The organism is Devosia geojensis (assembly GCF_000969415.1).
Classification (GTDB): domain Bacteria; phylum Pseudomonadota; class Alphaproteobacteria; order Rhizobiales; family Devosiaceae; genus Devosia; species Devosia geojensis.
The window spans coordinates 1-25,530 of sequence record NZ_JZEX01000117.1; the positions used below are offsets into that span (position 1 = coordinate 1).

Sequence of the window (25,530 nt, forward strand, 5' to 3'; positions counted from 1 at the left end):
GAGCCGCAGGCACTGCGGCCGAGAGTAGTACCGACGACGGGGAGGGTCCCCTCCCCCTGGAGGGGAGGGACAGGGTGGGGGGAAGTCGCGATCAGACCCGAGCGCAACCTCAGAGCCCCGCCGCCTTGCGTTCGCGCAGGGCCTGCGCGTCGCGCAGGGTCACGTCCGGGTATTCGGGATCGGAGCCGACCTCGGGCAGGATCTTCCACGAGCGGGCGCAGCGGCGGCCTTGCGCCAGGGCCGGGACCACGGTGACGCCGGGCACTTCCGGCAGCGTGAAGCCGGCGACGGGCGCGGCGTGGGCGTTGCCGATAATGACGGCCGAGGTGATGGCGATCTCGGCAAGGTCGACGTCGGCGATGGCGGCGGCAAGTGCCGGATCCTCGATGAAGACCAGGGGAGCCGCTTCCAGCGAGGCGCCGATGCGCTTTTCGCGCCGCTCGATCTCCAGCGCTCCGGTGATGACGCGGCGCACGGCGCGGATCTTGTCCCACCTGGCGGCAAGCTCGTCGTTGCGCCAGTCGGCCGGAACATCGGGGAAGAGGCGCAGGTGCACCGAGGCGTTCTCTTCCTTATGCCGTTCCAGCCACACCTCTTCCATGGTGAAGACCAGCACCGGGGCGAGCCAGGCGGTCAGGCAATCGAAGAGGTGGTTGAGGACCGTCAGCGCGGATCGGCGGCGGACCGAGGAGATCGGATCGCAGTAGAGCGCGTCCTTGCGGATATCGAAATAGAAGGCCGAGAGCTCGACGTTCATGAAGTTCGACAGGGCCGCAACGAGGCGCTTGTAGTCGTACTCCTTGTAGGCGGCGCGCACGGTCTCGTCGAGGACGGCGAGGCGGTGGAGGATGAGCTTTTCGAGCTCGGGCATCTCCTCGAAGCGCACCTCGTCCTCGGGACGGTAGTGCGCGAGATTGCCCAGCAGCCAGCGCAGGGTGTTGCGCAACTTCCTGTAGCTGTCGACGGTCGTCTGGATGATCTCCTTGCCCAGCCGCAGGTCTTCCGAATAGTCGGAGGAGGCGACCCAGAGCCGCAGGATATCGGCGCCGTACTGCTTGATGATCTCCTGCGGGGCGACGACGTTGCCCAGCGACTTGCTCATCTTGCGGCCTTCGCCATCCATGGTGAAGCCGTGCGTCAGCACGCTGTCATAGGGCGCGAAGCCGTTGGTGGCGCAGCTTTCGAGCAGCGAAGAGTGGAACCAGCCGCGGTGCTGGTCCGAGCCTTCGAGGTACATCGAGGCCGGGAACTTGAGGTGCGGCCATTTCTGCTTGTTGCGCAGGACGAACGAGTGCGTCGAGCCCGAGTCGAACCAGACGTCGAGGATGTCCATGACCATCTCGTAGTCGGCCGGATCGTAGGCATCGCCGAGGAAGCGCGCGGCGGCACCGTCCTTGTACCAGGCGTCGGCGCCCTCATCCTCGAAGGCCTGGGCGATGCGGTGGTTGACCGTCTCGTCCTTGAGGATCTCGCCGCTCTCCTTGTGGACGAAGACGGTGATCGGCACGCCCCATGCGCGCTGGCGCGAGAGCACCCAGTCCGGCCGGTCCTCCATCATGGCGCGCAGGCGATTCTGCCCGGCGGCGGGATAGAAGCGGGTGTTGTCGATGGCGCGCAGCGCGCGGTTGCGCAGGGTATCTGGAACATCGGCGCGCGTTGCGGCCAACCCCTCACCCGTCTCGCTTCGCGAGCCGACCTCTCCCCGGAGGGGCGAGGTGAGCACGGCGCTCGCACCGGACGCGGAGTTCCCTTCGCCCCCCTGGGGAGAAGGTGCCCGAAGGGCGGATGAGGGGGCCTGCCCGATGGGCCTGTCCATATAGACGAACCACTGCGGGGTGTTACGGTAGATGACCGGCTTCTTGGAGCGCCAGGAATGCGGATACTGGTGCTTGATGCGGCCGCGGGCGACCATCATGCCGGCCTCGGCGAGCGCATCGATCACCCGCTTGTTGGCGTCGCCCTTCTTGCCGGAATCGTCGATGACGCGCGCGCCCTCGAAGCCGGGGGCGTCCTTGGTGTAGAAGCCGGCATCGTCGACCGGGAACGGGATGGTGGTGTCGATGCCGCGTTCCTGCAGCGCGCGCGTCGAGGCCATCCAGATGTCGAAGTCGTCGAGGCCGTGGCTGGGCGCGGTGTGGACGAAGCCGGTGCCGGCATCGTCGGTGACGTGCTCGCCATCGAGCAGGGGGACATCGAAGGCGTAGTTGCCGCCGAGGCCACGCAGTGGATGCTCGGCCAGCGCACCGGCCAGCATTTGCGCGCTGACGGCGAAAACTCTTTCGTAGGCCTCGACCTTGGCCTTCTGCATGACGTCCGCGGCCAGGTTGTCGGCCAGGACATACTGGTCGCCAACCGCCGCCCAGTTGCCTTCCGGAGCCGCTGTGACGCGATAAAGGCTGTAGGCGATCTTGCCGGAAAACGAGATCGCCCTGTTTGCCGGGATGGTCCACGGCGTCGTGGTCCAGATCACGACATAGGGCCGCACGGCCTTGCTGCCCGCTGCCGGTTCGACACCGCCGAGCCGGCTCACCGGGAACTTCACCCAGATCGCGTCGCTCTCGTAATCCTGGTACTCGATCTCGGCCTCGGCGAGCGCGGTGCGCTCGACCACGCTCCACATCACGGGCTTCGACCCGCGATAGAGCTGGCCGGAGACGGCGACCTTCATCAGCTCCCGCGCGATCTGCGCTTCGGCATCGAAGCTCATGGTGAGGTAGGGGTTGTCCCACTCGCCGATGACGCCCAGGCGCTTGAACTCCTCGCGCTGGATGTCGATCCACTCGCTGGCGAAGCGCCGGCATTCCTCGCGGAATTCGTTGATGGGGACGTCGTTCTTGTCCTTGCCCTTGGCGCGGTACTGCTCCTCGATCTTCCATTCGATCGGGAGGCCGTGGCAGTCCCAGCCCGGCACATAGGCCGAGTTGTAGCCCAGCATCTGCATGGAGCGGGAGACGAGGTCCTTCAGCGTCTTGTTGAGCGCGTGGCCGATATGGATGTTGCCGTTGGCGTAGGGCGGGCCGTCGTGCAGGGTAAAGAGCGGGCGGTCCTTGGCGTCCTCGCGCTGGCGCGCATAAATGTCCATCTTCTCCCAGCGCTCGAGCCAGATCGGCTCGCGGTCGGGAAGCCCGGCGCGCATGGGGAAATCGGTCTGCGGCAAAAAGAGCGTTGCCGAATAGTCGGTCTCGGTCTCGCTCACGGCGGTATCGTTCATCGGTCGGCTTGCTGTCAGGAGGAGTTTGGCGGCCTTGTAGCAAGCGAGGGCTGCCGGGGCAAAGGGGGAATTGCACATGCCGCATCGCGGCAAGGCGGCGGCATACCGGGCGGCAAATGTGCAAATCGCAACAAGCTACTGGAAAACAGGCAGAATCCGGGTAGCTTGCAAGATGGCGGCATGCAACGCGGGAACCGGCGGTCCGGTTAACCGAATGGAAACCATAATGCCGCCAAGGAATACTGCGGAGACCCTCGAGATTGCACAAGTCCATCCTCGTCATGATCGGCGCCCTTTCGATGGGCTTTCTCGCGAGCGTGCCCGCCATGGGCGAGGAACTGTCAAAGGACGAGGCCGTCTTCGTCTTCGGCGGGCGCTATTACAGCGACCATCTGGAAGACCAGCTCAACCCGCTGGGCCCGTTCGGCGTCGACTATGAGGACAACTTCCTGATCGGGGGCGGCTACCAGCGGTTCTATCTCGGACCCGAGTGGCTGCGCTTCGGCTGGGAGGCGGGCGCCTCGGTCGGGTTCGGCGAGGACGTGCGCGGGGAAGCCTGGGCCGGCATCGTCGGGCGGTTCGACGCCCTCAGGATCGGCCAGGTCAACATCTCGGCATCGGTGACCGGGGGCCTTTCGGCCATCACCAACACCATCGGCATCGAGACTGACCGCGTGGCGCCGGACGCCAACCCGCACCTGCTCTTTTATATCGCCCCGGAAATCGGCGTCACGCTCGACAGCAACCCGAACCTCGAAGCTTTCATGCGCGTCCAGCACCGCTCGGGCGGCTGGGGCCTGATCTCCAACATGGGCGACGGGCACAACGCTACGTCCGTGGGGTTGCGCTGGCGGTTCTGAGGATTGGGGAGCTTTGGGTAGCGACTGCCCTCCGCACCGATGTCATCCCGGCGAAGGCCGGGATCCAGCCCTGAACACATCATTGCGCACGGGAAGCTGTGACGCCCCGCCCATTTCACACACCTTGCGGCTGCGAAAGCATCTCGGGATGGGTCCCGGCCTTCGCCGGGATGACATCGGGGTGGGGGCACCTTCGGCGGCCGGAGTCCGGCTACCCGAAAAACCCGAGCTTCTTGTCCAATTCCGAAATCGCCCTGGCCGCGGCCAGCAGGTCGCGGGCCTTGCGGCTGTCGCGGTCCATGGCGGCGATGAGTTCGTCGAGGCCGGAGAACACCTCCTGCCCGCGGATGTGGCCGACGATCGCCACCGTGATGATGTGGCCGTAGATGTCCTCGTCGAAATCGAAGAGATGCGTCTCGAAGGGCGGGCGCTGGTTGTCGAACATCGGCTTGCCGTAGGCGGCAACGCCATCGAAGAGGCGTTCGCCGATGCGGGCACGCACGGCATAGACGCCCTGGGCGAGGGCGAAGCCGGTGTCGGTCTGGGTGTTGGCGGTGGGGTAGCCGAGTTCCCTGCCCCGCCGGTCGCCCTCGACCACGCACCCCTCGAAGAACCAGTGATAGCCGAGCAGACGGTTGCCGGCAGCGACCGCCCCTTCCGAGAGGGCCGCGCGGATGCGCGAAGACGAGATGACCTCGTCGCCCTCGTCGAGAAGATCGAGGGTTTCGACCGTGAACCCAAGACGCTCGCCCTCGGCCTTGAGGAAAGCGGGCGTGCCGCGCCGCTGGCGGCCGAAGTGGAAATCCGAGCCGACGATGACGCCGCTGGCGTCAAGCGCCTCGACGAGGAAACGGGAGACGAAATCCTCGGCCTCGTTCTGCGAGAACTCGCGGGTGAACGGCATGACGATGATGCCGTCGAGCCCCATGGCCTCGGCTAGGCGCGCCTTGGCGTTGCCGGTCGTCAGGCGGAACATGAAGGGGTTGGGCGCAAAGACATCGCGCGGGTGCGGCTCGAAGGTGAAGACCACCGCCGGCACGCCGCGCTCGGCGGCGCGGGCTTTGAGGGTTTCCAGCACATACTGATGGCCGCGGTGGAAGCCGTCGAAATTGCCGATGGCGAGCATCGCGCCGCGCAGCTCCGCGGGCACATGGTCGAGGCCGGAGAGATAATGGAAGTCGGTCACGTGGGGATCGGGGCCTCGTGGACGCAAGGATGGGCGGAAACTGCAACGGGCCGCGCCCGTTTGCAAGGGTCGAGGATAGCGGGGAGCGAACCCGGCGGGATCGTGTTGCTGGCAGCTTCCCCCCACCCCTACCCCTCCCCTCAAGGGGGAGGGGAACCTACCACGAAAGCCGCGGCAGGAAGCCGACCATGTTGGCGCGGCTGGGGGCGACGAGTTCGGCGATGGCTTGCGGGTCCGGGTTGCCGAAGGCGTCGAGCTCGGCGGCGTGGATGGAGCCGGTGACGAAGAGGAGGTCGATGCCGAACTGGGCGGCGCCGGTCGCGTCGGTGCGCACGCTGTCGCCGATGGCGAGGACGCGCGACTTGTCGAGCGGCCGGCCGGCGGCGTCCTGCGCCAGGCGATAGGCTTCCTCGTAGATCGGCTGATAGGGCTTGCCGGCCATCAGCACCATGCCGCCCATGGCCGCGTAGAGATCGCCCAGCGCGCCGCCGCAATAGATGATCTTGTCGCCGTGCTCGACAACGCGGTCGGGATTGGCGCAGATCATCTTGAGCTTGCGCGAGAGCCAGAATTCGGCGCGCTCGCGGTACATCTCGGGGGTGTCGTCGTCGGTATCGAGGTCGGTGACGACGACGACGGCCGCATTCTCGGCCGAACCGCGGGTGACGTCTAGGCCCTCGTAGAGGGCGTCGTCCTCGGTCGGCGGGCCGACGTGGTGGATGACCTTGCCGGAATAGCGCGCGATCATGGCGCGGGTGGCGTCGCCCGAGGAGACAATGCCGTCATAGGCCTGCCGCGGCACGCCCAGGCGATCGAGCATCGTGACGATCGGGCCGGAGGGACGCGGGGCGTTGGTGATGAACACGACCTTGCCGCCGGCCCTGCGGTATTCGACCAGCGCCTCGCAGGCCGACGGGAACGCCTCGACCCCGTTATGGATGACGCCCCAGACGTCCGAAAGGACGGCATCGTACTTGGGAGCGAGATCGGCGAGGCCGGAAATAGTGGCGGGCATTGGGTGTCCTGAACGGCGCGGGAGAGGTTCGACAAGCTCTAGCGCAATTCGCCGCGACACGGAAACATCCTAAATGTGGAGCGCCGAAATCAGGAATAATGTTGCGAAAAAGTGAGCGATATTAAAAATTTAGCACAAGAAGGGAGTTGACGAAGCCTCTTTGGTGGGCATCATCGAGCCATGCTTAAATGATGTTCATTGGAGGGAAAATGGACAACGAAGAGGTACAACCGACGCGGAGGGAGTTCCTCTCCATGGTCGGAGCCGTCGGTGGGGCGGCGCTCATGTATCAGGCGATGGCGATGATGGGGATCGCCAAGGCCTCTCCCTATGCCGGGCCGATCGAACTCGGCCAGGCGCCCGAAGGCACCAGGGTGATCATCCTCGGCGCGGGCCTTGCCGGCATGGTCGCGGCCATGGAGCTGCGCGACGCCGGCTATGCGGTGGAAGTGCTGGAATATCGCGAGAAGGCAGGCGGGCGCTGCTGGACGCTGCGCAGCGGCGACAGCTACGAGGAGCTGGGCGGGGCGGTCCAGCAGGTCGATTTCGCCGAGGGCAACTACTTCAATCCCGGCCCCTGGCGCATCCCCTACAACCATTTCGGCGTGCTCGACTACTGCTCGCGGCTCGGCGTCGAGCTCGAGCCCTTCATCCAGGTCAACAACAACGCCTACCTGCATTCGACGAAAGCGTTCGACGGCAAGCCGGTGCGCTTCCGCGAGATCAACACCGACTATCGCGGCCACATCGCCGAGCTCCTGGCCAAAGTGACCGACCAGGGCGCGCTCGACGAGATGGTGAGCGAGGAGGACAAAGCGTTGCTCCTCACGTCGCTGCGCAGCTTCGGGGCGCTCGACGAGCAGAACGCATACGTGTCCTCCACCTCGGCCAGCGGCCGGCGCGGCTACGAACGCCCGCCCGGCGGCGGCGTCGACGGCTCGCCCATTCCCAACGAGCCGATAGACCTCTCGACGATCCTGCAGTCGAACCTCTGGCGCAACATCGCCGCGGGTGAATCCCTCAACACCTCCATGCCCATGTTCCAGCCGCGCGGCGGCATGGACATGATCGCGCAGGCCATGGAGCGCAACGTCGGCGACCTTATCCGCTACAGGAAGAAGGTGACCGCCATCACCCAGGACGAGAACGGCGTCTCGGTCACCTTCGAGGACCTGGAAAACGGCGGGGCGAGCGAGACGGTCACCGCGGACTATTGCGTGTGCACCATTCCCTTCTCGATCCTCAGCCAGATCGAGCACAACTTCTCCTCGCAGCTCTCGAACGTCATCAATTCGATGTACTACGCGAGCTCCATCAAGGTCGGGCTCGAGTTCAACCGTCGCTTCTGGGAAGAGGACGAGCACATCTATGGCGGGATCACCTATACCGACCTGCCGATCTCGATGATCTCGTACCCCTCCAACGACTTCTTCCAGAAAAAGCCGGGCGTGCTGCTGGGCGCCTACAGCTGGGGGGCGACCTCCTACCAGTTCAACGCCCTGCCGCCCGAGGAGCGGGTGGCCAAGGCGCTCGAATACGGCGCGCAGATCCACCCGCAATACAACGAGGAGTTCAAGACCGGCGTGTCGGTCGCCTGGCACCGGGTGCCGTGGGTCCTCGGCTGCTATGGCCAGTGGCAGGACAAGGAGGCGCAGTACCAGGACGCTGTGGCCATGGACCGCCGCGTGGTGATGGCGGGCGAGCACCTGAGCTACCTGCCGGCCTGGATGGAAGGAGCGATCCTCTCCTCGCTCGACGCCATCAAGCGCCTGCACGACGTGGCAACCAACGGCTGAAAGGAAGAGCCATGAACCGTTTCATCCTTGCGGCAGCGGTCCTCGCCTCGCTCGCGCCCCTTGCCTTAGCCCAGGAAGGCACCAAGCCGGAGGCCGACGACAGCGCGGCGCTCTTTGCCAGCCCGTCGGTCCTCACCCAGAAAACGGGGGCCGGCATCTATGGTGCGGTGTGCGCCGGATGCCACATGCCGGAGGGACAGGGCGCAGTCGGCGCCGGCGCCTATCCGGCGCTTGCCGACAATCCCACCCTCGAGTTTCCGGAGTATCCGATCCACATCATCGTCCACGGCCAGGCGGCCATGCCCCCGCTGGGTTCGGTGCTGGACGACGAGCAGATCGCGGCGGTGGTCGAATACATCCGCACCCATTTCGGCAACGACTATGCCGAGCCGGTGACCGCGGAGATGGTGGCCGGCGCACGCTGATCCGCCACGTCCTTGGGAGGAGGAAACGAGCGCGCCGCGCACATGCGGCGCGGTTCGTCCCGATTTAATCCAACCCCAGTCTTTTCAACGAAGGAAGGCAACATGATGAAATCGATCGTTCTGGGCGCGGTGCTGGCCCTCGCGAGCGTCGGCGCGGCCAATGCCGAGGTTATCCGGCACACCAATCCCAACTCCAACTTCCCGATCCTGCGGGCCGTCGAGATCCCGCCCGAAGCGACGCTCGTCTATCTCAGCGGCGCGGTGCCGCGCGTCATCGACGAAACGGCCGAGGCAGGGACGCTCGCCGCCTATGGCGACACGCGCGAGCAGACCATCTCGGTGCTCGAGAACATCGCGGGCACGCTCGAATCCCTCGACCTGACGCTCGGCGACATCGTCAAGATGCAGGTCTATCTCGTCGCCGACGAAAGCGGCGCGATGGACTTTTCCGGTTTCATGGACGGCTACGTCGAATTCTTCGGCACCGAGGAGCAGCCGAACCTGCCGACGCGCTCGGTGTTCGAAGTCGCGGGCCTGGCCAACGCCGGATGGCTGGTCGAGATCGAGGTCGTGGCCGTCCGCGAATAGGACCCGAGACGCGATCGGCAAAGCCGCCCGTTTTGGGCGGCTTTTTGTGGTGCCCGTTCATCTTCGGGCAGGGTGTGTCCTACCACCCCGGTGTAAAGCCGGGATTCCAGTAAACCGTGCCGTCGCGGTTCAGCGCGATCTTGCTCCCTGCGACCCGGTGGTATGGAGCGTGAGGTGCGCCCCACCGGCATCAGCGTGTACTGGTTCCCGGCTTTCGCCGGGATGACAGCCGGTGGGTGTTCCGGAAGCGCTCTATCCCTCGATCCGCCGCAGCTGCGCGACCGCCCGGGGGCGGTCGGAGAGGAGGTCGGCGCGGGCCGGTTCGGGGGCGGCAAGGTGCGGCCCCTGGGCGAGGCTCACGCCGTCCTCGATGAGCTCGAGCACCTGCTGCTCCCCGCCGACGCCGGTGACGATGAGGTCGACACCGAAGCGGGCGAGATAGCTCGCGATGTCCGAAACGTGGAAATCGGCGAGCGTTTGCGGATCGGCGAGGAACAGACCGGCCTCGACCCGCAGCGACCCCACCCCCTGCCCCACGAGGCTCGCGATATCGAGGCGGAGCGAGCGCACGGCAGTCAGCGAGAAGCTCGCGCCGACGCGCGCGAACTGGGCAAGGCCGGCGCGCTCGATCTCGCCCAGCGCCTGCCAGTCGCGCTCGGTCATCAGGAAGACGATGCTGCGCGCGATGGTGCGGTTGGCCTCGAGGGCGGCCACGTGCTGCTCGCGGCTGGCGCGGTCGGCAAGGGTGGCGCGGGTCAGCGGCACGAAAAGCGTGACGGACTGGCCGGCGGCGCGGGCGCGGCGGGCGAGGGCGACGGCTTCGAGAAGGGCCGCGCCATCGACCTGGCGCAGGATATCCTCGCCGCCATCGCGCGGCAGGAAGTCGGCGGGCTCGGCCATCCCGCCGTCGTCGAGCACCAGGCGCGGCACGAGGTCGTAGCCGTGGACGCGGCGCTGCGGCAGGGTGAGGACGGGCTGCACATGGACGACCAGCCGATCGTCGGCGAGCGCGCGGCGCACCACATCGGACGGGACGGTCGGCTTGGAATCCTCGACGGCGGCGATCTCCAGGGGCTGCGCCTGCGGCACGGCGGCGGCAGGAGACTTCTTCTCCTCGATCTCGGCGACGGCCTCCGCGACCTGGCGGATGACGGTGCCCAGCACCGAGATGTCGGCCTCGACGGCCTGGAGGCGCTTGCCGGCATCCTGGTCGGCGAGCTGGTTGACGCGCTGGCTGAGGACGGCGCCGGCCTGCGCATCGGTGGCGAGGAGCCGCGAAAGATCCTCGATCGCCTTTTCAAGGCGCGCCTCGGCGCGACGGCGCAGCGTGCGTTCGATGGAGATGACGCAGAGGCCGGCGGCAACGAGAGCGGTCAGCCCGGCTTCGACCGGCGTGAAGGCCAGGCCGAAATAGGCGGTCGCGCCGATTCCCAAGGCGGCCAGCGCCACGAATGTGTAAACGAGTGCCTGCACGGCGATGTTTCGAGCCCCAGAAGCCGAAGGGAGATTCGGCCCAGCATGTCATAGCATTCCGGGGGATAAGTAAAAAGCTTAGCCGGGCCGGAAGGTGGCGGAGAAAACGGATTATTTACCCTAAATCGACAAGATCGTCCGCGTGCGGCCGTTCCCGCCCGGCGGGTGCGGCGGCAGCGATTTTTATGACGGGATTGGGGTTTTAATGGTCATGGCAGGCGCTTCGGCGACCCTCACGCAAGGCAGGCTGCTGCTCATCGACCGGGACGCATCGAGCGCCAGGGTGCTGGCGGAAACGCTTGCCGAAAACCTCGTCTCGGCCCCGGAAATGACGGCCGTCGCCGGTGGGCGGCACGCGGCGGAAACCCTCAAGGGCCAGGATTTCGACGTGGTGCTGGCGGACCTGACGAGCCTTGCCGACCTGGCGGAGGCGACCGAAGACGCGGTGACGCGACTCGTCAAGCTGTCACGCGGCGCGCTGGTGGTGGCGCTTTCGGACGGCGCCTCGGTCTCGGCGGCGGTGGCGGCCATGCAGGCGGGCGCGCACGACTATGTGGCCAAGCCCGTCAACGGCCCGGCGCTCGCCACCCGCATCGGGGAATTGGCCGAGCGGCACGGCAAGACGCGCGCCATCGCCATCGAGGCGAGGCCGCAGGCGTGCGTCACCGGCTTTGCCGGGTTCGTGGGCGCCTCGAGTGCCATGCAGTTCGTCTACGAGCAGATCGAGCGGATCGCGCCCTCCTCGGCCCCGGTCTTCATCACCGGCGAGAGCGGCACGGGCAAGGAAGTCGCCGCCGAGGCGCTGCACGCCAGGGGTCCGCGCGCGGGCGGGGCGTTCATCGCGGTCAACTGCGCGGCGATCCCGCGCGACCTGATGGAAAGCGAGCTCTTCGGGGTGGTGCGCGGCGCCTACACGGGCGCGCACGAAGACCGCAAGGGCGCGGCCGAGCTTGCCGACGGGGGCACCCTCTTTCTCGACGAGATCGGCGAGATGGACCTTTCGCTCCAGTCCAAGCTCCTGCGGTTCCTGCAGACCGGGACGATGAGCCGGGTGGGCGAATCGGGCACGCGCAAAGTTGACGTGCGGGTCATCTGCGCGACCAACCGCAACCCGATGCAGATGATCGCCGACCGGACCTTCCGCGAGGACCTCTTCTATCGCCTGCATGTCCTGCCGATCCACCTGCCGCCGCTGCGGCAGCGCCCGGCCGACGTGATGGCGCTGGCCCGGCATTTCCTTGCGACCTTCGCGCGCGAGGAGCACAAGCGCTTCACCGGCTTTTCGGCGGAAGCGGCCTCGGCCATGCTGGCGCGCGACTGGCCGGGCAACGTGCGGCAGGTGCAGAACCTCGTGCGGCGGCTGGTGGTGATGTTCGACGGCGGCGAGATCGACGCCGCGATGCTGAGGGCCGCCGACATCGAATCGCGCGAGGCGGGCGCCGTCACCGCTCCGGCGCCGCGCGAGCGGCGCACGGTCCTGCCCATGTGGCAGCAGGAGCAGCGCATCATCGAGGATGCCATCGCCTCGTTCAACGGCAACATCTCGCTGGCCGCCGCCGCCCTCGAGATCAGCCCCTCGACCATTTACCGCAAGCGCCAGAGCTGGGCGGAGATGAACACGGCCGGAGCGGCGTGAGGCATCGGGGGCGTTGAAAAACCCATCGGGATGGGTTATCTAAATGGTCACGATCTGTCGTGCCCATGGCCTGCGCATCGTCATTTTCCTCGACGACCATGAACCCGCACACGTGCATGTCTTCGGTGACGGACAGGTGAAGATCAATCTCATTGGGGAAAATCGCGCGCCCGAACTCGTCTGGGCCGAGGGCATGAAGCATGGCGACATACAGCGCGCCATGCAGATCGTTGCCGAACGGCAGCACGAATTCCTGGCGAAGTGGAAGGACATCCATGGCTGAGCTCTCCGACGAAATCATCGATGCGGCGATCGCCAAGGGCAAGGCTGCGGCGCAGAACGAACCGCGTGCGGCAAGCGTCCGTTATGACCGCACGTCTGCCCGCGTCGTGGTCGAACTGACGAACGGCGCCACCTTCGCGTTTCCGCCCAAGCTCGTGGAGGGCTTGGGCGAAGCTTCGGACGATCAGCTCGCCGCGGTCGAGATCCTCGGCGCCGGCTACGGGCTGCATTGGGACGAACTCGATATCGATATTTCCGTGCCCGGATTGATGGCCGGCATCTTCGGCACGAGAGCCTATATGGCACGCCGAGCCGGGCAGGTTCGCTCGCCTGCCAAAGCCGCCGCGGCGCGGGCGAACGGTGCAAAGGGCGGGCGACCGCGCAAATCGGCCTGATCCCCTACCCCTGCGGGGTCGAGGCTTCCTTGGCCTTGGCGCGGGCGAGGCCGAGCTGGTGTTCGCGCACGATGACGAAGATGCCCGAGCCGACGACGATGACGCCGCCGACCAGCATCTCGATGGTCGGCACCTCGGCGAAGACGGCGTAGCCGACGATGATGGCGAGGATCAGCGAGGCATATTCGAAGGGCGCGATGATCGACATGTCGGCATGGCGGTAGCTCGAGGTCAGGAGGATCTGGGCGACGCCGCCGGCAAACCCCGCCCCGACGAGGAGCGCGGCCTGCTGCGGGGTCGGCCAGACCCAGCCGAAGGGGAGCGTGACGAGCGCCAGGACGCTCGAGGTCAGCGAGAAATAGATGACGATGGTCGCCGTCTTCTCGCTCATGACCAGCCGGCGCACCTGCAGCATGGCGAAGGCGGCGCAGCAGGCGCCGAGGAAGGCGGCGGCGGCGCCGATCATTTCGCGATGGCCGGCGGGCGAGCCGTCCGAAAAGAGCGTCAGGCGCGGCCACATGACGATGAGGACGCCGATGAGTCCGATGACCACCGCGCTCCAGCGATAGAGCCACACCCGCTCCTTGAGGATGATGGCGCTCAGGGCGACGATGATGAGCGGAGCCGCATAGCCGATGGAGGTCGCCTCGGGCAGCGGCAGGCTGGTCAGGGCGACGAAGTTGAGGCCCATCGACACGGTGCCGATGATTCCGCGCATGAAATGGCCGCCGGGATTGGCGGTCTTCAGGCCATCGACCAGCTGTCCGCGCCAGGCGAGGAACACCGCGATCGGGAAAATGGCGAAGAATGAGCGGAAGAAGACAAGCTGACCCGGCGGCACGCCCTCGGCGGCCTTCAGCAGGCTCATCATGAGGACGAACACGGCGACCGAGGCCACCTTCAACCCGATGCCGCGCATGACCGACGCCCTCCCGTCGGGCGGGCCGGGCAGATGCGGCGATGAAGACGCGGGGGCGGACAAGGCGAGTCCAGGAGTAGAGAGAACTGGCGGCGCAGGGCCGTTGCAGGGTCAGGGCTTAGCAGGTGAACCGGGGGATGTCGACGGGTCGAAACCGAGATGTCGCCTTACCGCCGCGGAGCACGAGGCCTCACGCGGAACGACCCGCCGTTTCGAGCGCTGCGGCGAGCACATCGGCAAGGCCGCGCCCGGCCTCACCGCTTCGATCGAGGCGCGGATTATAGATCGTCACCTCAAGGCCGACGACCTTGTCGCTCGCCAGGCCGATGCGCAGGGCGGTTGCCAATTCCGTCCAAGAGAAGCCATCAGGTATACGGAAATCGACCGCAGGCATAATGGCGTCGTCGAGGCAGTCCGCATCGAGATGGATGAAGAACCCATCGAGGTCGCGTCGCACCAGATGGTCGACCGCCGCCTGGGTGGCGGCTTCGATGCCGAGCCGCCGCACGGCAGGCAGATCGAAGGCGACGAGTCCGGCCGGAAGCGGCTGGCTGCCGAATTCGGCCTGATCCTCATGGTCGCGAAAGCCGAGCGCCACGACGTCTTCGGGGCTGACCAGCGGACCGCGTCCCTCGAGATCGGTGAGGAGCGCAGGCCCGTAGCCGGTCACCCACGCCAGATCCATCGACGCGCCTTCGCCCTTCGGCTCCGCCTCCGGCTGGAAAAAGTCCGCATGGCCGTCGATGAAGAGCAGGCCATAGCGCCCCCGCCGCCGCAGCGCGAGCATCGGGCCGAGAAGGATCGTGCAATCGCCACCCAGCACGATCGGGAACTCTCCCGCATCGAGCACCGCCTCCACCGCATCGGCGAGCGAGGGCGACCAGGCGGCGATCGTTCCGGCATTCAGGATGGTCGTCTCCGGGTCGCGGCTCCGATCGTTGGCCGGGACGGCCAGCCGCCCGGCGCGGCGCGCCCCGATGCGCTCGGCAAGACCCAACTCGAGAAGCCGGCCCGCCAGCTCCTCGACACCAACCGTGGAGAGACCCAGATTGGAAGGCGCTTCGATGATGGCATATGGGCGCATTGGACGAATGCTCCTCCTCAGCACCCGAACGCGTGCGCCCGCAGGATGTTCCAGCCCTGCAGGGGTCGTCTCCGCCCCGCGCACGCAAGCGGGTTCGCCAGATCCACGCCCTACTGCGTCAGTCGGCGGTGCTAACGTCGATGCCGAGGGCGGCGAAGGCGGCGGCCAGGTCTTCGCGCATGCCGGGCTCGACCACGAGATGGGTGACCTGCCCCGCCTCGGCGATCCGGAACGGGGCGACGGTGCCCAGCTTGTCGCTGGTCGCGGCGATCAGCAATTGCCCGCTCTGCTCGATCATGGCCCGCTTGATCTCGGCCTCGCCGGGGTCGAGCGCGGTGACGCCCATGCCGGCATCGAGGCCGCAGGCGCCGAGGACGAAGAGATCGGCGTAGACCTGCCGAACCTCCCGGAGCGTGGCGGCGCCGAGGCACGCGCCCTTGCCGCGATCGTAGAGGCCGCCGAGCAGCATCGTCGTGCAAAGCGCATGGTCGGCGAGCGCCAGCGCGACGCCCGGCGCATTCGTGACCACGGTGAGCGCCATGTCGCGCGGCAGGGCCCTCGCCACCTCCAGGTTGGTGGAGCCGGCATCGATGAACACGGTCTGCCCCGGCTGCACCAGGGCGGCGGCGGCCCTGCCCAGCCGCTGCTTGGCGCCGGGTTGCGTCTGCACACGCGCGGCGATCGAGCCGCCGTCGGGCGCCGGGGCGAGCGCGCCGCCATAGACCCGCCGGCAATGGCCGGCCCTCGCCAGCTCGCGCAGATCCCGCCGGACGGTGTCCTCGGAAACCCTGAACTCGGCGACCAGATCGGCGGCCAGCACCCGCCCCTGCTCCGAGAGGTACTGGCGGATCCGGTTCTGCCGTTCTTGGGTGAGCATGGCATGCGCTTTCATGTTTATGCACGATCTTGCATGTTTGTGCAGGACTCTGCAATAAGGGAGCGCTCCCGCCCGATCGCAAGAGGCCACTCCCTTGACCACTGCTGCGTCCGCCCCGTCGTCCCCCCATGCGCTGGCCGGCCCGCGCGAGCAGACGGCGACCCGGGCCGTCTTCCTGGTCGCGGGCCTTGCCATGGCGTCGTGGGCGCCGCTCGTGCCCTATGCGAAGGACCGGCTCGGCGTGGAGGACGGCATGCTGGGCGTGCTGCTGCTCTGCCTCGGCCTCGGTTCGATCATCGCCATGCCGGTGACGGGGGTTCTCGCCAGCCGCTTCGGCTGCCGAGCCGTGATCGTCGTCGCCAGCCTCGTGGTTTCCCTGGTGTTGCCGCTCCTGGCGAGCGTCGATTCGGTCGCAGCGCTCGCCGTGGCGCTCGCCCTTTTCGGCGCGAGCGTCGGCACGGTCGACGTGGCGATGAACATCCAGGCGGTGATGGTCGAGAAGGACAGCGGCCGCCACATGATGTCGGGTTTCCATGGACTCTTCAGCCTCGGCGGCATCGTGGGCGCCGGCGGCGTCAGCCTGCTGCTGGGCATGGGACTGGCGCCGCTCGCGGCAACGCTGATCGTCAGCGCGCTGGTGCTTGCGCTCCTCATCTTCGCCTATTCGGGCCTCCTGCCCTACGGCAACCGCGAGGAGGCGAACACACCGCTCTTCGTCCTGCCCAAGGGCATCGTAGTCTTCATCGGCCTCATCTGCTTCATCGTGTTCCTCGGCGAAGGAGCCATTCTCGACTGGAGCGCCCTCTTCCTCATCGGGACGCATGGCGTTGCTGCGAGCGAGGCCGGTTTCGGCTACACCATGTTCGTCGTGGCGATGACGGCGGGGCGGCTCGCGGGCGACCGGATCGTGCGCGCGTTCGGCGGGGCGCGGGTGATCGTCATCGGCGGGCTGATGAGCGCGGCCGGCTTCGCGCTCGCGGTGTTCGCGCCCGGCCAGGCCATCGCCTTTGCCGGTTTCCTGCTGGTCGGCCTCGGCGCCTCCAACATCGTGCCGGTACTCTTCACCGCCGCCGGGCGGCAGAAGCGCATGCCCGCGAGCCTCGCCGTCGCGTCGATCACCACCCTCGGATATGCCGGCATCCTCGTCGGGCCCGCCGCCATCGGCTTCATCGCCCAATACGCAAACCTCGAGGCCGCCTTCCTGCTGCTGGCCGCCGGACTGCTGCTTGTCGCGACATCGGGACCGGTCGCCGCGCGCCGCTAGTCCAGCCAATCGGGTGCCAGGGCAACGAGTTTCTGGTCCGGATGGGCGGCCAGGTCGTCCAACATCTCGAGGTCATCGTCGCGAACGGACCGCCTCGTCGGAGCCGCTTCGCGCCAGCGGTCCCAGTCCGATGTCTCGCGACCGTTGAGCACGTGGTGGTCGCGCAGGACGTTGACCTTCATGAACCAGGAGCCGGTGGTTTCGCCGTGACCGAATGCACCGGGGTCGGCTTCGGCGCGGCGGAAGCTCAGCCAGGCTTCGCCGGCCGTGAGGAAGGCCTTGCGCGGCATGTCGGCCGGATCGAAGACGATCCGGTTGCGGTGTCTCAGCATAGAATCGATCTGGGCATCGGCGAGACGCCACGATTCGGTGCGTGCGTCCCTGTACTCGGTGACCCAGTGATCTTCCCAGCCTTGGCGGAAATAGGCGGCAAAGCCGCAGCGCACGCGAGCGGGAACGCCCTTGGCGCGCAGGAACGCGCACAGCATCAACGCATAGTCGCGGCAGGTGCCGATGGAGCGTCTTTCGGGCGGGCGCGGGACGTCGAGCGGCTGCGGATCCCTTGCAAGGATGTCATCCAGCCGCCGGGCAACCGGCAGGGTGGTCCGCACAGCCGCGGTGAACCTGGCTGCGTCGAGTCCGTATTCATCGAGCCAGCTCGAATGGACGAGGACACCCTGGACGATCTCGATGAGGCGCCCGATTTCGGCCGGGAAGGCGGCTATGGCGCCGACATGCACGCCGGGATCGGAGAAGGGAGTGTGGGTTCGCCAGACGTCAACGTCCTGCATGGCGCTTCCTCGACGGAGAAGCGGCAACTAGAACCGGTTTTGGCGGGGCGGGGAAGGTCGACGACCGCCCCGGTCGTCCAGTCCCTGCGTCACACCGGCGAAATTTCGCAGCGCGCCTTGTCGTCGAGGAAGTGGACGTGGTCGCGCAGCGTCTCGACGCCGGGGGCGGGTTCGCTGACGTATTCGGCGGCGTTCTCGACGGTCGCGGTGGCGGTGCGGACGGTATAGAGGTGCACTTCGCCCAGTTCCGTCTGGCGGCGCTCGTCGGTGGCGAGCAGCAGGTCGGAGCGGATGTCCTCCATCGGCACGTAGATGCGCGCCGGCGCGCCGGGCCGCTCGAGGCGGAGCGCGCGGCGGGAATCGATGATCTGGGCGTCGTCGACGACGATGTGGACGCGCCCTTCCACCGGCGCGATGGTGAAATCGCTCGTCTTCGAATGCGGCTGCATGGGCTCGAATCCCGCGGTTGATCTCGATCAGAACCAAGACGCGCGAAGTGGGGTTTTCGTTCCGTCGCGGGACGTTGGCGCAGCCTTCGCCGGGGCCGAAGCGCGCGTTAACGATAAATCCTTGCCGACGCGCTCTTGACTCGTTTCGCCGCCGCTTCCTATATCCCCATGCGTCCTGTTAGCACTCGCACTGCAAGAGTGCTAACAGGATCTAGATTTGCACCAACTTGTCTCTTACAAGGAGCGAACATGAGCTTCCGTCCCCTGCACGACCGCGTTGTCGTCCGGCGCGTTGACAGCGAGGAAAAGACCGCTGGCGGCATCATCATCCCGGACACCGCCAAGGAAAAGCCCTCCGAGGGCGTGATCGTCTCCGTCGGCCCCGGCGGCCGTGACGAGACCGGCAAGATCGTCCCGCTGGACGTCAAGGAAGGCGACCGCGTGCTTTTCGGCAAGTGGAGCGGCACCGAGGTCAAGCTCAACGGTCAGGATCTCCTCATCATGAAGGAGAGCGACATCATGGGCGTGATCACGGCTTAGCACTCGCGATCATCTCGCCTGCCGCGAGTCTGACGCGATCTTCTGCGCTTCCGGTGCTCACGTACTTGAACGTACGCTCCGCTCCGGTTCTCGAAGACCACGCCAGCCTCATCGGCAGCCGAGCGCTCGCTTCGCCTAAATTCAACTTCTGTTTCTAAGGAGCCTCAAATGGCAGCCAAGGAAGTCAAATTCTCCACCGAAGCCCGCGACAAGATGCTGCGCGGCGTCAACATCCTGGCCAATGCGGTCAAGGTCACCCTCGGCCCCAAGGGCCGTAACGTCGTGATCGACAAGTCGTTCGGCGCCCCGCGCATCACCAAGGACGGCGTCACCGTCGCCAAGGAAATCGAGCTCGAGGACAAGTTCGAGAACATGGGCGCCCAGATGCTGCGCGCCGTCGCCTCGAAGACCAACGACATCGCCGGTGACGGCACCACGACCGCAACCGTTCTCGGCCAGGCGATCGTCAACGAAGGCGTCAAGGCCGTCGCCGCCGGCATGAACCCGATGGACCTGAAGCGCGGCATCGACCTGGCCGTCGAGGAAGTCGTCTCCAACCTCAAGGCCCGCGCCAAGAAGATCACCTCCTCGGCCGAAGTCGCCCAGGTCGGCACCATCTCGGCCAACGGCGAGAAGTCGGTCGGCGACATGATCGCCGAGGCCATGCAGAAGGTCGGCAACGAGGGTGTCATCACCGTCGAGGAAGCCAAGACCGCTGAGAGCGAGCTCGACGTCGTCGAAGGCATGCAGTTCGACCGCGGGTACCTGTCGCCCTACTTCGTGACCAACGCCGAGAAGATGACCGCCGTCCTCGAGGACCCGGTGATCCTCCTCCACGAAAAGAAGCTCTCGAACCTGCAGGCGATCCTGCCGATCCTCGAGGCCGTGGTCCAGTCGCAGCGTCCGCTGCTGATCATCGCCGAGGACATCGAGGGCGAGGCTCTGGCCACCCTCGTCGTCAACCGCCTGCGCGGCGGCCTCAAGGTCGCGGCCGTCAAGGCTCCGGGGTTCGGTGATCGCCGCAAGGCCATGCTCGAGGACATCGCCATCCTCACCGGCGGCCAGGTGATCTCGGAAGAGCTCGGCATCAAGCTCGAGAACGTCACCCTCGACATGCTCGGCACCGCCAAGCGCGTGGAGATCTCCAAGGAGAACACCACCATCGTCGACGGCGCCGGCTCGGCCGAGGACATCCAGGGCCGTGTCGCCCAGATCAAGGCGCAGATCGAGGAAACCACCTCCGACTACGACCGCGAGAAGCTCCAGGAGCGCCTGGCCAAGCTCGCCGGCGGCGTCGCCGTGATCCGCGTCGGCGGCTCGACCGAAGTCGAGGTCAAGGAGCGCAAGGACCGCGTCGACGACGCGCTCAACGCCACCCGCGCCGCTGTCGAGGAAGGCATCGTGCCGGGCGGCGGCACCGCGCTGTTGCGCGCCTCGTCCGACCTCAAGGCCAAGGGCGCCAACCCCGACCAGCAGGCCGGCATCGCCATCGTGCGCCGCGCTCTCCAGGAGCCGGTCCGCCAGATCGCCAACAACGCGGGCGACGAAGGCTCGGTGGTCGTCGGCAAGATCCTCGAGAACTCCAGCCTCGACTTCGGCTACGACGCGCAGAACGGCGTCTACGGCGACCTCATCGCGATGGGCATCATCGACCCGGTCAAGGTCGTGCGCACGGCGCTGCAGGACGCGGCTTCGGTCGCCTCGCTCCTCATCACCACCGAGTCGATGATCGCCGAGTTGCCCAAGGAAGCCGCTCCGGCAATGCCGGGTGGCGGCGGCATGGGCGGCATGGGCGGCATGGACTTCTAGTCCACGCACACGCTTCCGACCTTTCCCAAGGTCACGAACGGGAGGGCGGTCCGCGAGGGCCGCCCTTTCGTTTGTCAACCGACCACAAGGAACCCAACCCAAAAGCCGCGCTGCTACAAGGTCTTGCGATTCCGGAGCCACCGTTTAGGTTGACCACATCGCGACCGGCCTACCTCCATTGAACGCGGAAGTCGTGTGTATTATCTTACACGGAGGCTCGGATGGAACGGAACAGCCGCAAGCTCATCAAGCTGCTGGAGCAGGACGGATGGTATCTGGTGGCGGTCCGTGGCGACTATCACCAATATCGGCATCCAGAGCGCAACGGCCGGGTGACGGTTCCGCATCCGAACAGGGATATTCCGACCGGAACCTTGCGGTCCATCTATAGACAGGCTGGCTGGCTCAAGTAGGACAGGCATGCGTTACACCGCTTTCATTCATAAAGACCCCGACAGCGACTTCGGCGTGAGCTTCCCGGATGTTCCCGGTTGCATTGCCGCTGGAGAGACGATCGAAGCAGCGTTGAAGAACGCGGCCGAGGCGCTTGCCTTTCACATAGAAGGCATCGAGGCCGATGGCGATCCTGTCCCCGTTCCCCGATCGCCCGATGACATTCTTTCCGATCCATCCTTTGGGGAAGACCGGCAGGGTGCGATCGTCGCTTCCGTGCCGCTGGTGCGCGACTTGGGGTCGACCACGCGCATAAACGTTTCGCTCGATCTCGGCCTGCTCAAGGCCATCGACGAGGAAGCGCGTGAACGCAAGCAAACCCGCTCCGCCTTTATCGCCTCGGCTGTCCGCAAGGAAATCGCGGGTTGAGAGGCTCGAGCGTTCTGCGGAATCAAGCCGGAAACGGGAACGTCATTCCTCCACGCCGCGTTTGAAGGCAAAATGCGACCCGGGCGGGGTCTACTCAAATCCCGGCTTTGCAATTAGCTTCCTGCCCGCCCTGGGGAGATGCGTTTGTCAGTAGATTTCTTCTTGTTCGCCGCCGTCGGCTTTCTCGCGCAGATCGTCGACGGCGCGCTGGGAATGGCCTACGGCGTGATCAGCTCGACCGTGCTTCTCGCCTTCGGCGTGCCGCCCTCGCACGCTTCGGCCAGCGTCCATGCGGCCGAGATGTTCACCACGGGCGCTTCGGCCGCCAGCCATATCGGGCACCGCAATGTCGACTGGAACCTCTTCTGGCGGCTGGTGCCCGCCGGTGTGCTCGGCGGGTGCATCGGCGCCTATGTGCTGACCAGCGTCGACGGCGATGTGCTGCGCCCGTTCGTCACCGCCTACCTCACCGTCATGGGCCTTTACATCCTTTATCGCGCCTTCCGGCAGCGGCGAAAGACCGTCGAGCCGCACGGGGCCGTGGTCGCCCCGCTGGGGGTCGCCGGCGGCTTCGTCGATGCGGTGGGCGGAGGCGGATGGGGCCCGGTCGTCACCTCGACGCTGATCGGCACCGGCGGCGCGCCGCGCTACGTCATCGGCTCGGTCAACGCCGCCGAGTTCTTCGTGGCGACGGCCGTCTCGGCGAGCTTCCTCATCGCGCTCCTCACCGGCAACTGGCGCGAGGCGGGCGGCATCCTCGACCACGCCGAGGCCGTGGCCGGCCTCATCGTCGGCGGGCTGCTGGCCGCGCCGATCGCCGGGTTCGTGGTGCGGCACGTCAAGACCCAGGTGCTGATGGTGGTGGTCGGCGTGCTGGTCATCGGGCTTGCCGGCTACCAGACCTGGCAGCTGTTCACCGGCGCCTGACCTCTCCCGAAAGCTAACCGGCGAACAACAATCGCAGCGCCATGGCGATCGAGACCACGATCACCAGCGGCCGGATGAGGCGGGCGCCGAACCGGATGCCGGCGCGCGCGCCGATATAGCCGCCGGCCACCTGCCCCACCGCCATGGCGATCGCCGCCTGCCAGACGACGTCGCCGGCGAAGATGAAGACGACGAGCGCGGCGGAATTGGAGACGAGGTTCAGCGCCTTGGTATGTCCGGCCGCGCGCGTCAGGCCAAAGCCGAAGAGCGTGACGAAGCCGATGGTGAAGAACGAGCCGGTGCCCGGCCCGAAGAGGCCATCGTAGAAGCCGATGACGAAGCCCATGACCGGCCCGAACACTGGAAAGGCGAGGCGCGCGGTGCGGTCTGCGTCCGAGAGGTTGGGCGCGAAGACGAAATAGACGGCGATGGCGATGAGCGCGATGGGCACGAGGACGGCGAGCAGGCCGGTATCGATCTGCTTGACCGCAAAAGCGCCGAGGGCCGAACCGGCGAAGGTGAGGACGATGGCGACGACGAGCTTCTTCACATCGATGAAGCCGCGCCGCCAATAGGTCAGCACCGCCATCGCCGTGCCGATGACCGACTGCATCTTGTTGGTGGCGAGCGCGGCGACCGGCGGCAGGCCGGCAGAGAGGAGCGCGGGCACCGAGATCATGCCGCCGCCGCCCGCGATGGCATCGACGAAACCGGCGAGAAGACCGACGCCCGCGAGGGCGAGGAGAACGAGGGGATCGAGCACTTCCTGAAAGCCTACTGTTGGTCGCCGTGCCGGCGGCGTTCGATGTGATCGTCGGGGGGCGGGCCGTCGGTGACGCGCTGCTCGTAGAGCGGGATATTGATCATCGATGACATGAAGCCCGACATCATGAGCTGGATGCCGACGACGAGCGTGGTCATGGCGATGATCATGGCGCGCATGGTGGAGCCCGGATTGAGCATGCCGAAGCCCCGGCGCGCCCACTCGCTCACCCCCCAGCCCAGGGTCACCAGCCCGATGAGGATGAGGACGACGGCGAAGAGCAGGATGCGCTCGAGCGAAAGCGCCTCGAGCACGCGGTGGTAGCTGTCGGAGGGCGGGATGAAGCCGTAGCGGGTGGCGAAACGCCGCCCGATCAGCGCGAAGGCGATGGATTGCACGCCCACGATAATGGCCATGGCCGCAACGAGGAAGGCGTGGATATCGAGCACCGCCGGCCCGATGCGCAGCGGGCCGCCGAGCAGCGCCGCCCCCAGGGCAAGGCCCGAGGTCAGGAGCGCGATGCCGGGATAGAGAAAGAGCCAGCGCGGCGAGAAGAGCAGCAGGAACCGCAGGTGTCGCCAGCCGTCCCGGAAGGGACGCAGGTGCGGACGGCGCGTGCGCCCGTCGGGCGAGAGGGTCGTTGGGACTTCGGCAACGGGCAGGCCCGCTAGGGTAGCCTTGACCACCATCTCGGAGGCGAACTCCATGCCGGTGGTGCGCAGGTTGAGGTTGCGGATGGCGTCGCGCTCGAACCCGCGCAGGCCGCAGTGGAAGTCGCCGATCGGCGACTTGAAGAAAAGCCGGCCGATGGTGGTGAGGAGCGGGTTGCCGACATGGCGGTTGAGCCAGGGCATGGCCCCCGGCGCGATGCCGCCCTTGAAGCGGTTGCCCATGACGAGCACGGCGCCGCCGCGCAGGGCTTCGACGAAAGCGTCGAGACGGCCGAAATCGTAGCTGAGGTCGGCATCGCCCATGATGACGTAGCGCCCTTTGGCGGCCGCGATGCCGCTGGCGAGGGCGGCGCCATAGCCGCGCCGGGTCGCCTCGACGACGCGGGCGCCGCTATCGAGCGCGACCTGGCGCGAGCCGTCGGTCGAGCCGTTGTCGGCGACCAGCACCTCGCCCTCGATGCCGGTGCGCGCAAGGAACTCCCGCGCCCGGCCGATGCAGGCGGCCAGGGTCTCGGCCTCGTTGAGGCACGGCATGAGAATGGTCAGTTCCAGCGTCGGCTCCACCGGGAGCGGGCTCCCCGCTACTCGCATGAGGACTTCTGCCGCGAAATCGGCCGGGACGCAATGCGGCTGCGGCCCGGAACCGGGCGGGCTGGAGTGGTGGCGTTATTTTCGAACCGGAAAGGTGGTGTCCACTTTCTAGACGCTCTCGCTGACCAGCAGGTCGGCGGGGAGCAGAACCTGCGTCATGCCGCGATGCGGCTCGGCGGTGACGTCGGCGAGGACGGCGACGGTCCGGCGCGCCAGTTCGCCGACGGGCGTGCCGAGCACCATGTCGATGACGCCATCGACCAGCGCCTCGCGCGTGACCGGCGTCAGCTCGTTGCAGACGGTGACGATGCGCCGGCCGCTGCCCTCCTCGCGCAGCGCCTGCACCAGGCCCTGCTCGCCGCCGCCGCAATCGTAGATGCCGACGAGGTCGGGATTGGAGGCGACGAGGTCGCTGACGACCTCGTAGGACACCTGCTGGTCATCGAGGTTGACCACCGGCTCGAGCAGCGTGAGGTGCGGTGCGTGCTCGCGCAGATAGCTGCGGAAGCTGATCTCGGAGATCTCCTGGCTCTGGTAGCGGTGGCTGCCGATGACGATGCCGACCTTGCCGGGCTCGCGCGAGAGCCGAGCGATGGCCCAGCCGGCGGTGCGGCCGGACTTGTGCCTGTCGACCATCAGGCAGCCGGCGCGGCGGGGGGCGGTGACGTCGCTGAGGAGCAGGACGACGGGCGTGCCGGCTTCGGCGACCGCGTCGATGGCTTCGTTGACCGTCGGATGATCGATGGCGACCATGGCGATGGCGTCGACCCGCGCCGCCATCTCCCGCAGGCGTGCGGCGATGACCGACGGCACGATGCTCTCGACATGCTCGACGATGGCGCGTCCATCGATGGAGGGCGAGGCATCGGTGGCTTGCGTGAGCGCTTGCGCAAAGCCGAGATAGAAGGTGCTGCGCCGCTGCAGCAGGAAGCCGAAGGTGCGCGGCGGCGCCTCGCGCAGCCGCCGCTTGAGGAGGCCCGTGGCGTAATAGCCGATGCGCTCGGCGGCTTCGAGCACGCGGAGCGCCGTCGCCTCGCGCACCGGCAGGCGGCGGTTGAGCACGCGGTCGACCGTCGCGACGCTGACGCCCGCCGCTGCTGCCAGATCCGAGATCGTCGGCCGCTTCATCTGATGGAAACTCTCACCTGTTCTGACG

The 25,530-nt window shown here is 66.9% G+C and carries 25 protein-coding genes; 13 read left to right on the forward strand and 12 right to left on the reverse strand.

Annotated features, from left to right (window positions below; translation table 11 throughout):
• Positions 1-109: 109 nt before the first annotated feature.
• Positions 110-3,211, reverse strand: coding sequence for an isoleucine--tRNA ligase (gene ileS / locus VE25_RS12670; RefSeq protein ID WP_046109003.1), 3,102 nt, complete (start codon positions 3,209-3,211; stop codon positions 110-112).
• Positions 3,212-3,471: 260 nt separating this feature from the next.
• Here ileS and VE25_RS12675 point away from each other — a divergent pair, with 260 nt between their 5' ends.
• Positions 3,472-4,071 carry a hypothetical protein gene (locus VE25_RS12675; protein WP_052731940.1) on the forward strand — a complete coding sequence of 200 codons (600 nt, stop codon included), beginning with the start codon at positions 3,472-3,474 and terminating at the stop codon, positions 4,069-4,071.
• Between the two features lie 211 nt (positions 4,072-4,282).
• Here the strand turns inward: VE25_RS12675 and VE25_RS12680 are convergent, their stop codons facing one another.
• Complete coding sequence (locus VE25_RS12680; RefSeq protein WP_046109004.1) at positions 4,283-5,257, reverse strand: bifunctional riboflavin kinase/FAD synthetase; 975 nt, start codon at positions 5,255-5,257, stop codon at positions 4,283-4,285.
• A gap of 157 nt (positions 5,258-5,414) precedes the next feature.
• Positions 5,415-6,272 carry a TIGR01459 family HAD-type hydrolase gene (locus VE25_RS12685; RefSeq protein ID WP_046109005.1) on the reverse strand — a complete coding sequence of 286 codons (858 nt, stop codon included), beginning with the start codon at positions 6,270-6,272 and terminating at the stop codon, positions 5,415-5,417.
• A gap of 209 nt (positions 6,273-6,481) precedes the next feature.
• Between VE25_RS12685 and VE25_RS12690 the strand changes: the two genes are divergently transcribed.
• The 3 genes from VE25_RS12690 to VE25_RS12700 all read left to right on the forward strand — a co-directional run bounded on the left by VE25_RS12690 (position 6,482) and on the right by VE25_RS12700 (position 9,081).
• The gene (locus tag VE25_RS12690) at positions 6,482-8,068 is read left to right on the forward strand and encodes an FAD-dependent oxidoreductase (RefSeq protein WP_046109006.1); all 1,587 of its coding nucleotides are present in this window, start codon (positions 6,482-6,484) and stop codon (positions 8,066-8,068) included.
• 11 nt (positions 8,069-8,079) lie between these two features.
• Positions 8,080-8,493 carry a c-type cytochrome gene (locus tag VE25_RS12695; RefSeq protein ID WP_052731941.1) on the forward strand — a complete coding sequence of 138 codons (414 nt, stop codon included), beginning with the start codon at positions 8,080-8,082 and terminating at the stop codon, positions 8,491-8,493.
• Between the two features lie 102 nt (positions 8,494-8,595).
• Positions 8,596-9,081 carry a RidA family protein gene (locus VE25_RS12700; RefSeq protein WP_244466915.1) on the forward strand — a complete coding sequence of 162 codons (486 nt, stop codon included), beginning with the start codon at positions 8,596-8,598 and terminating at the stop codon, positions 9,079-9,081.
• Positions 9,082-9,333: 252 nt separating this feature from the next.
• Here the strand turns inward: VE25_RS12700 and VE25_RS12705 are convergent, their stop codons facing one another.
• The gene (locus VE25_RS12705; RefSeq protein WP_046109007.1) at positions 9,334-10,554 is read right to left on the reverse strand and encodes an EAL domain-containing protein; all 1,221 of its coding nucleotides are present in this window, start codon (positions 10,552-10,554) and stop codon (positions 9,334-9,336) included.
• Between the two features lie 205 nt (positions 10,555-10,759).
• Between VE25_RS12705 and VE25_RS12710 the strand changes: the two genes are divergently transcribed.
• The 3 genes from VE25_RS12710 to VE25_RS12720 are packed head-to-tail and all read left to right on the forward strand — an operon-like array spanning position 10,760 to position 12,867.
• A complete protein-coding gene (locus tag VE25_RS12710; RefSeq protein WP_244466916.1) occupies positions 10,760-12,190 on the forward strand; it encodes a sigma-54-dependent transcriptional regulator in 1,431 nt (476 codons plus the stop codon).
• 43 nt (positions 12,191-12,233) lie between these two features.
• Positions 12,234-12,473, forward strand: a complete 240-nt coding sequence (locus tag VE25_RS12715) for a DUF4160 domain-containing protein (RefSeq protein ID WP_046109008.1) — start codon at positions 12,234-12,236, stop codon at positions 12,471-12,473.
• A complete protein-coding gene (locus tag VE25_RS12720; RefSeq protein WP_046109009.1) occupies positions 12,466-12,867 on the forward strand; it encodes a DUF2442 domain-containing protein in 402 nt (133 codons plus the stop codon). The genes VE25_RS12715 and VE25_RS12720 overlap by 8 nt, the downstream gene beginning before the upstream one ends.
• A 4-nt stretch (positions 12,868-12,871) precedes the next feature.
• Here the strand turns inward: VE25_RS12720 and VE25_RS12725 are convergent, their stop codons facing one another.
• The 3 genes from VE25_RS12725 to VE25_RS12735 form a co-directional block, all read right to left on the reverse strand.
• Positions 12,872-13,786 (reverse strand): DMT family transporter, encoded by a 915-nt coding sequence (locus VE25_RS12725; RefSeq protein WP_083988913.1) that lies wholly within the window; start codon positions 13,784-13,786, stop codon positions 12,872-12,874.
• Between the two features lie 190 nt (positions 13,787-13,976).
• Positions 13,977-14,870, reverse strand: a complete 894-nt coding sequence (locus tag VE25_RS12730) for an arginase family protein (RefSeq protein ID WP_046109011.1) — start codon at positions 14,868-14,870, stop codon at positions 13,977-13,979.
• Between the two features lie 118 nt (positions 14,871-14,988).
• The gene (locus VE25_RS12735) at positions 14,989-15,747 is read right to left on the reverse strand and encodes a DeoR/GlpR family DNA-binding transcription regulator (RefSeq protein ID WP_046109035.1); all 759 of its coding nucleotides are present in this window, start codon (positions 15,745-15,747) and stop codon (positions 14,989-14,991) included.
• 94 nt (positions 15,748-15,841) lie between these two features.
• Between VE25_RS12735 and VE25_RS12740 the strand changes: the two genes are divergently transcribed.
• The gene (locus VE25_RS12740; RefSeq protein WP_046109012.1) at positions 15,842-17,011 is read left to right on the forward strand and encodes an MFS transporter; all 1,170 of its coding nucleotides are present in this window, start codon (positions 15,842-15,844) and stop codon (positions 17,009-17,011) included.
• On the opposite strand, the gene VE25_RS12745 is transcribed toward VE25_RS12740, so the two are convergent.
• Together VE25_RS12745 and VE25_RS21895 are read right to left on the reverse strand one after the other, a co-directional pair.
• Positions 17,008-17,802 (reverse strand): transglutaminase domain-containing protein, encoded by a 795-nt coding sequence (locus VE25_RS12745; RefSeq protein WP_046109013.1) that lies wholly within the window; start codon positions 17,800-17,802, stop codon positions 17,008-17,010. The genes VE25_RS12740 and VE25_RS12745 overlap by 4 nt on opposite strands.
• Before the next feature lie 89 nt (positions 17,803-17,891).
• A complete protein-coding gene (locus VE25_RS21895) occupies positions 17,892-18,251 on the reverse strand; it encodes a DUF427 domain-containing protein (protein WP_052731942.1) in 360 nt (119 codons plus the stop codon).
• Between the two features lie 249 nt (positions 18,252-18,500).
• Here VE25_RS21895 and VE25_RS12755 point away from each other — a divergent pair, with 249 nt between their 5' ends.
• The 5 genes from VE25_RS12755 to VE25_RS12775 all read left to right on the forward strand — a co-directional run bounded on the left by VE25_RS12755 (position 18,501) and on the right by VE25_RS12775 (position 22,349).
• Positions 18,501-18,791 carry a co-chaperone GroES gene (locus VE25_RS12755; RefSeq protein WP_046109014.1) on the forward strand — a complete coding sequence of 97 codons (291 nt, stop codon included), beginning with the start codon at positions 18,501-18,503 and terminating at the stop codon, positions 18,789-18,791.
• Between the two features lie 168 nt (positions 18,792-18,959).
• Entirely contained in the window at positions 18,960-20,600 is a 1,641-nt protein-coding gene (gene groL / locus VE25_RS12760; protein ID WP_046109015.1) for a chaperonin GroEL, read from the forward strand.
• Positions 20,601-20,821: 221 nt separating this feature from the next.
• On the forward strand, positions 20,822-21,013 hold the full coding sequence (locus VE25_RS12765) for a type II toxin-antitoxin system HicA family toxin (RefSeq protein ID WP_046109016.1): 192 nt from the start codon (positions 20,822-20,824) through the stop codon (positions 21,011-21,013).
• Positions 21,014-21,020: 7 nt separating this feature from the next.
• Positions 21,021-21,422, forward strand: a complete 402-nt coding sequence (locus VE25_RS12770) for a type II toxin-antitoxin system HicB family antitoxin (protein WP_046109017.1) — start codon at positions 21,021-21,023, stop codon at positions 21,420-21,422.
• Between the two features lie 144 nt (positions 21,423-21,566).
• Entirely contained in the window at positions 21,567-22,349 is a 783-nt protein-coding gene (locus VE25_RS12775) for a sulfite exporter TauE/SafE family protein (protein ID WP_244466917.1), read from the forward strand.
• Between the two features lie 13 nt (positions 22,350-22,362).
• Here the strand turns inward: VE25_RS12775 and VE25_RS12780 are convergent, their stop codons facing one another.
• The 3 genes from VE25_RS12780 to VE25_RS12790 form a co-directional block, all read right to left on the reverse strand.
• A complete protein-coding gene (locus VE25_RS12780; protein ID WP_046109019.1) occupies positions 22,363-23,112 on the reverse strand; it encodes a TSUP family transporter in 750 nt (249 codons plus the stop codon).
• Between the two features lie 11 nt (positions 23,113-23,123).
• Positions 23,124-24,374: a glycosyltransferase family 2 protein gene (locus VE25_RS12785; RefSeq protein ID WP_083988914.1), complete on the reverse strand. Its 1,251-nt coding sequence runs from the start codon at positions 24,372-24,374 to the stop codon at positions 23,124-23,126.
• 108 nt (positions 24,375-24,482) lie between these two features.
• Positions 24,483-25,502, reverse strand: coding sequence for a LacI family DNA-binding transcriptional regulator (locus VE25_RS12790; RefSeq protein ID WP_046109020.1), 1,020 nt, complete (start codon positions 25,500-25,502; stop codon positions 24,483-24,485).
• Positions 25,503-25,530 lie beyond the last annotated feature (28 nt).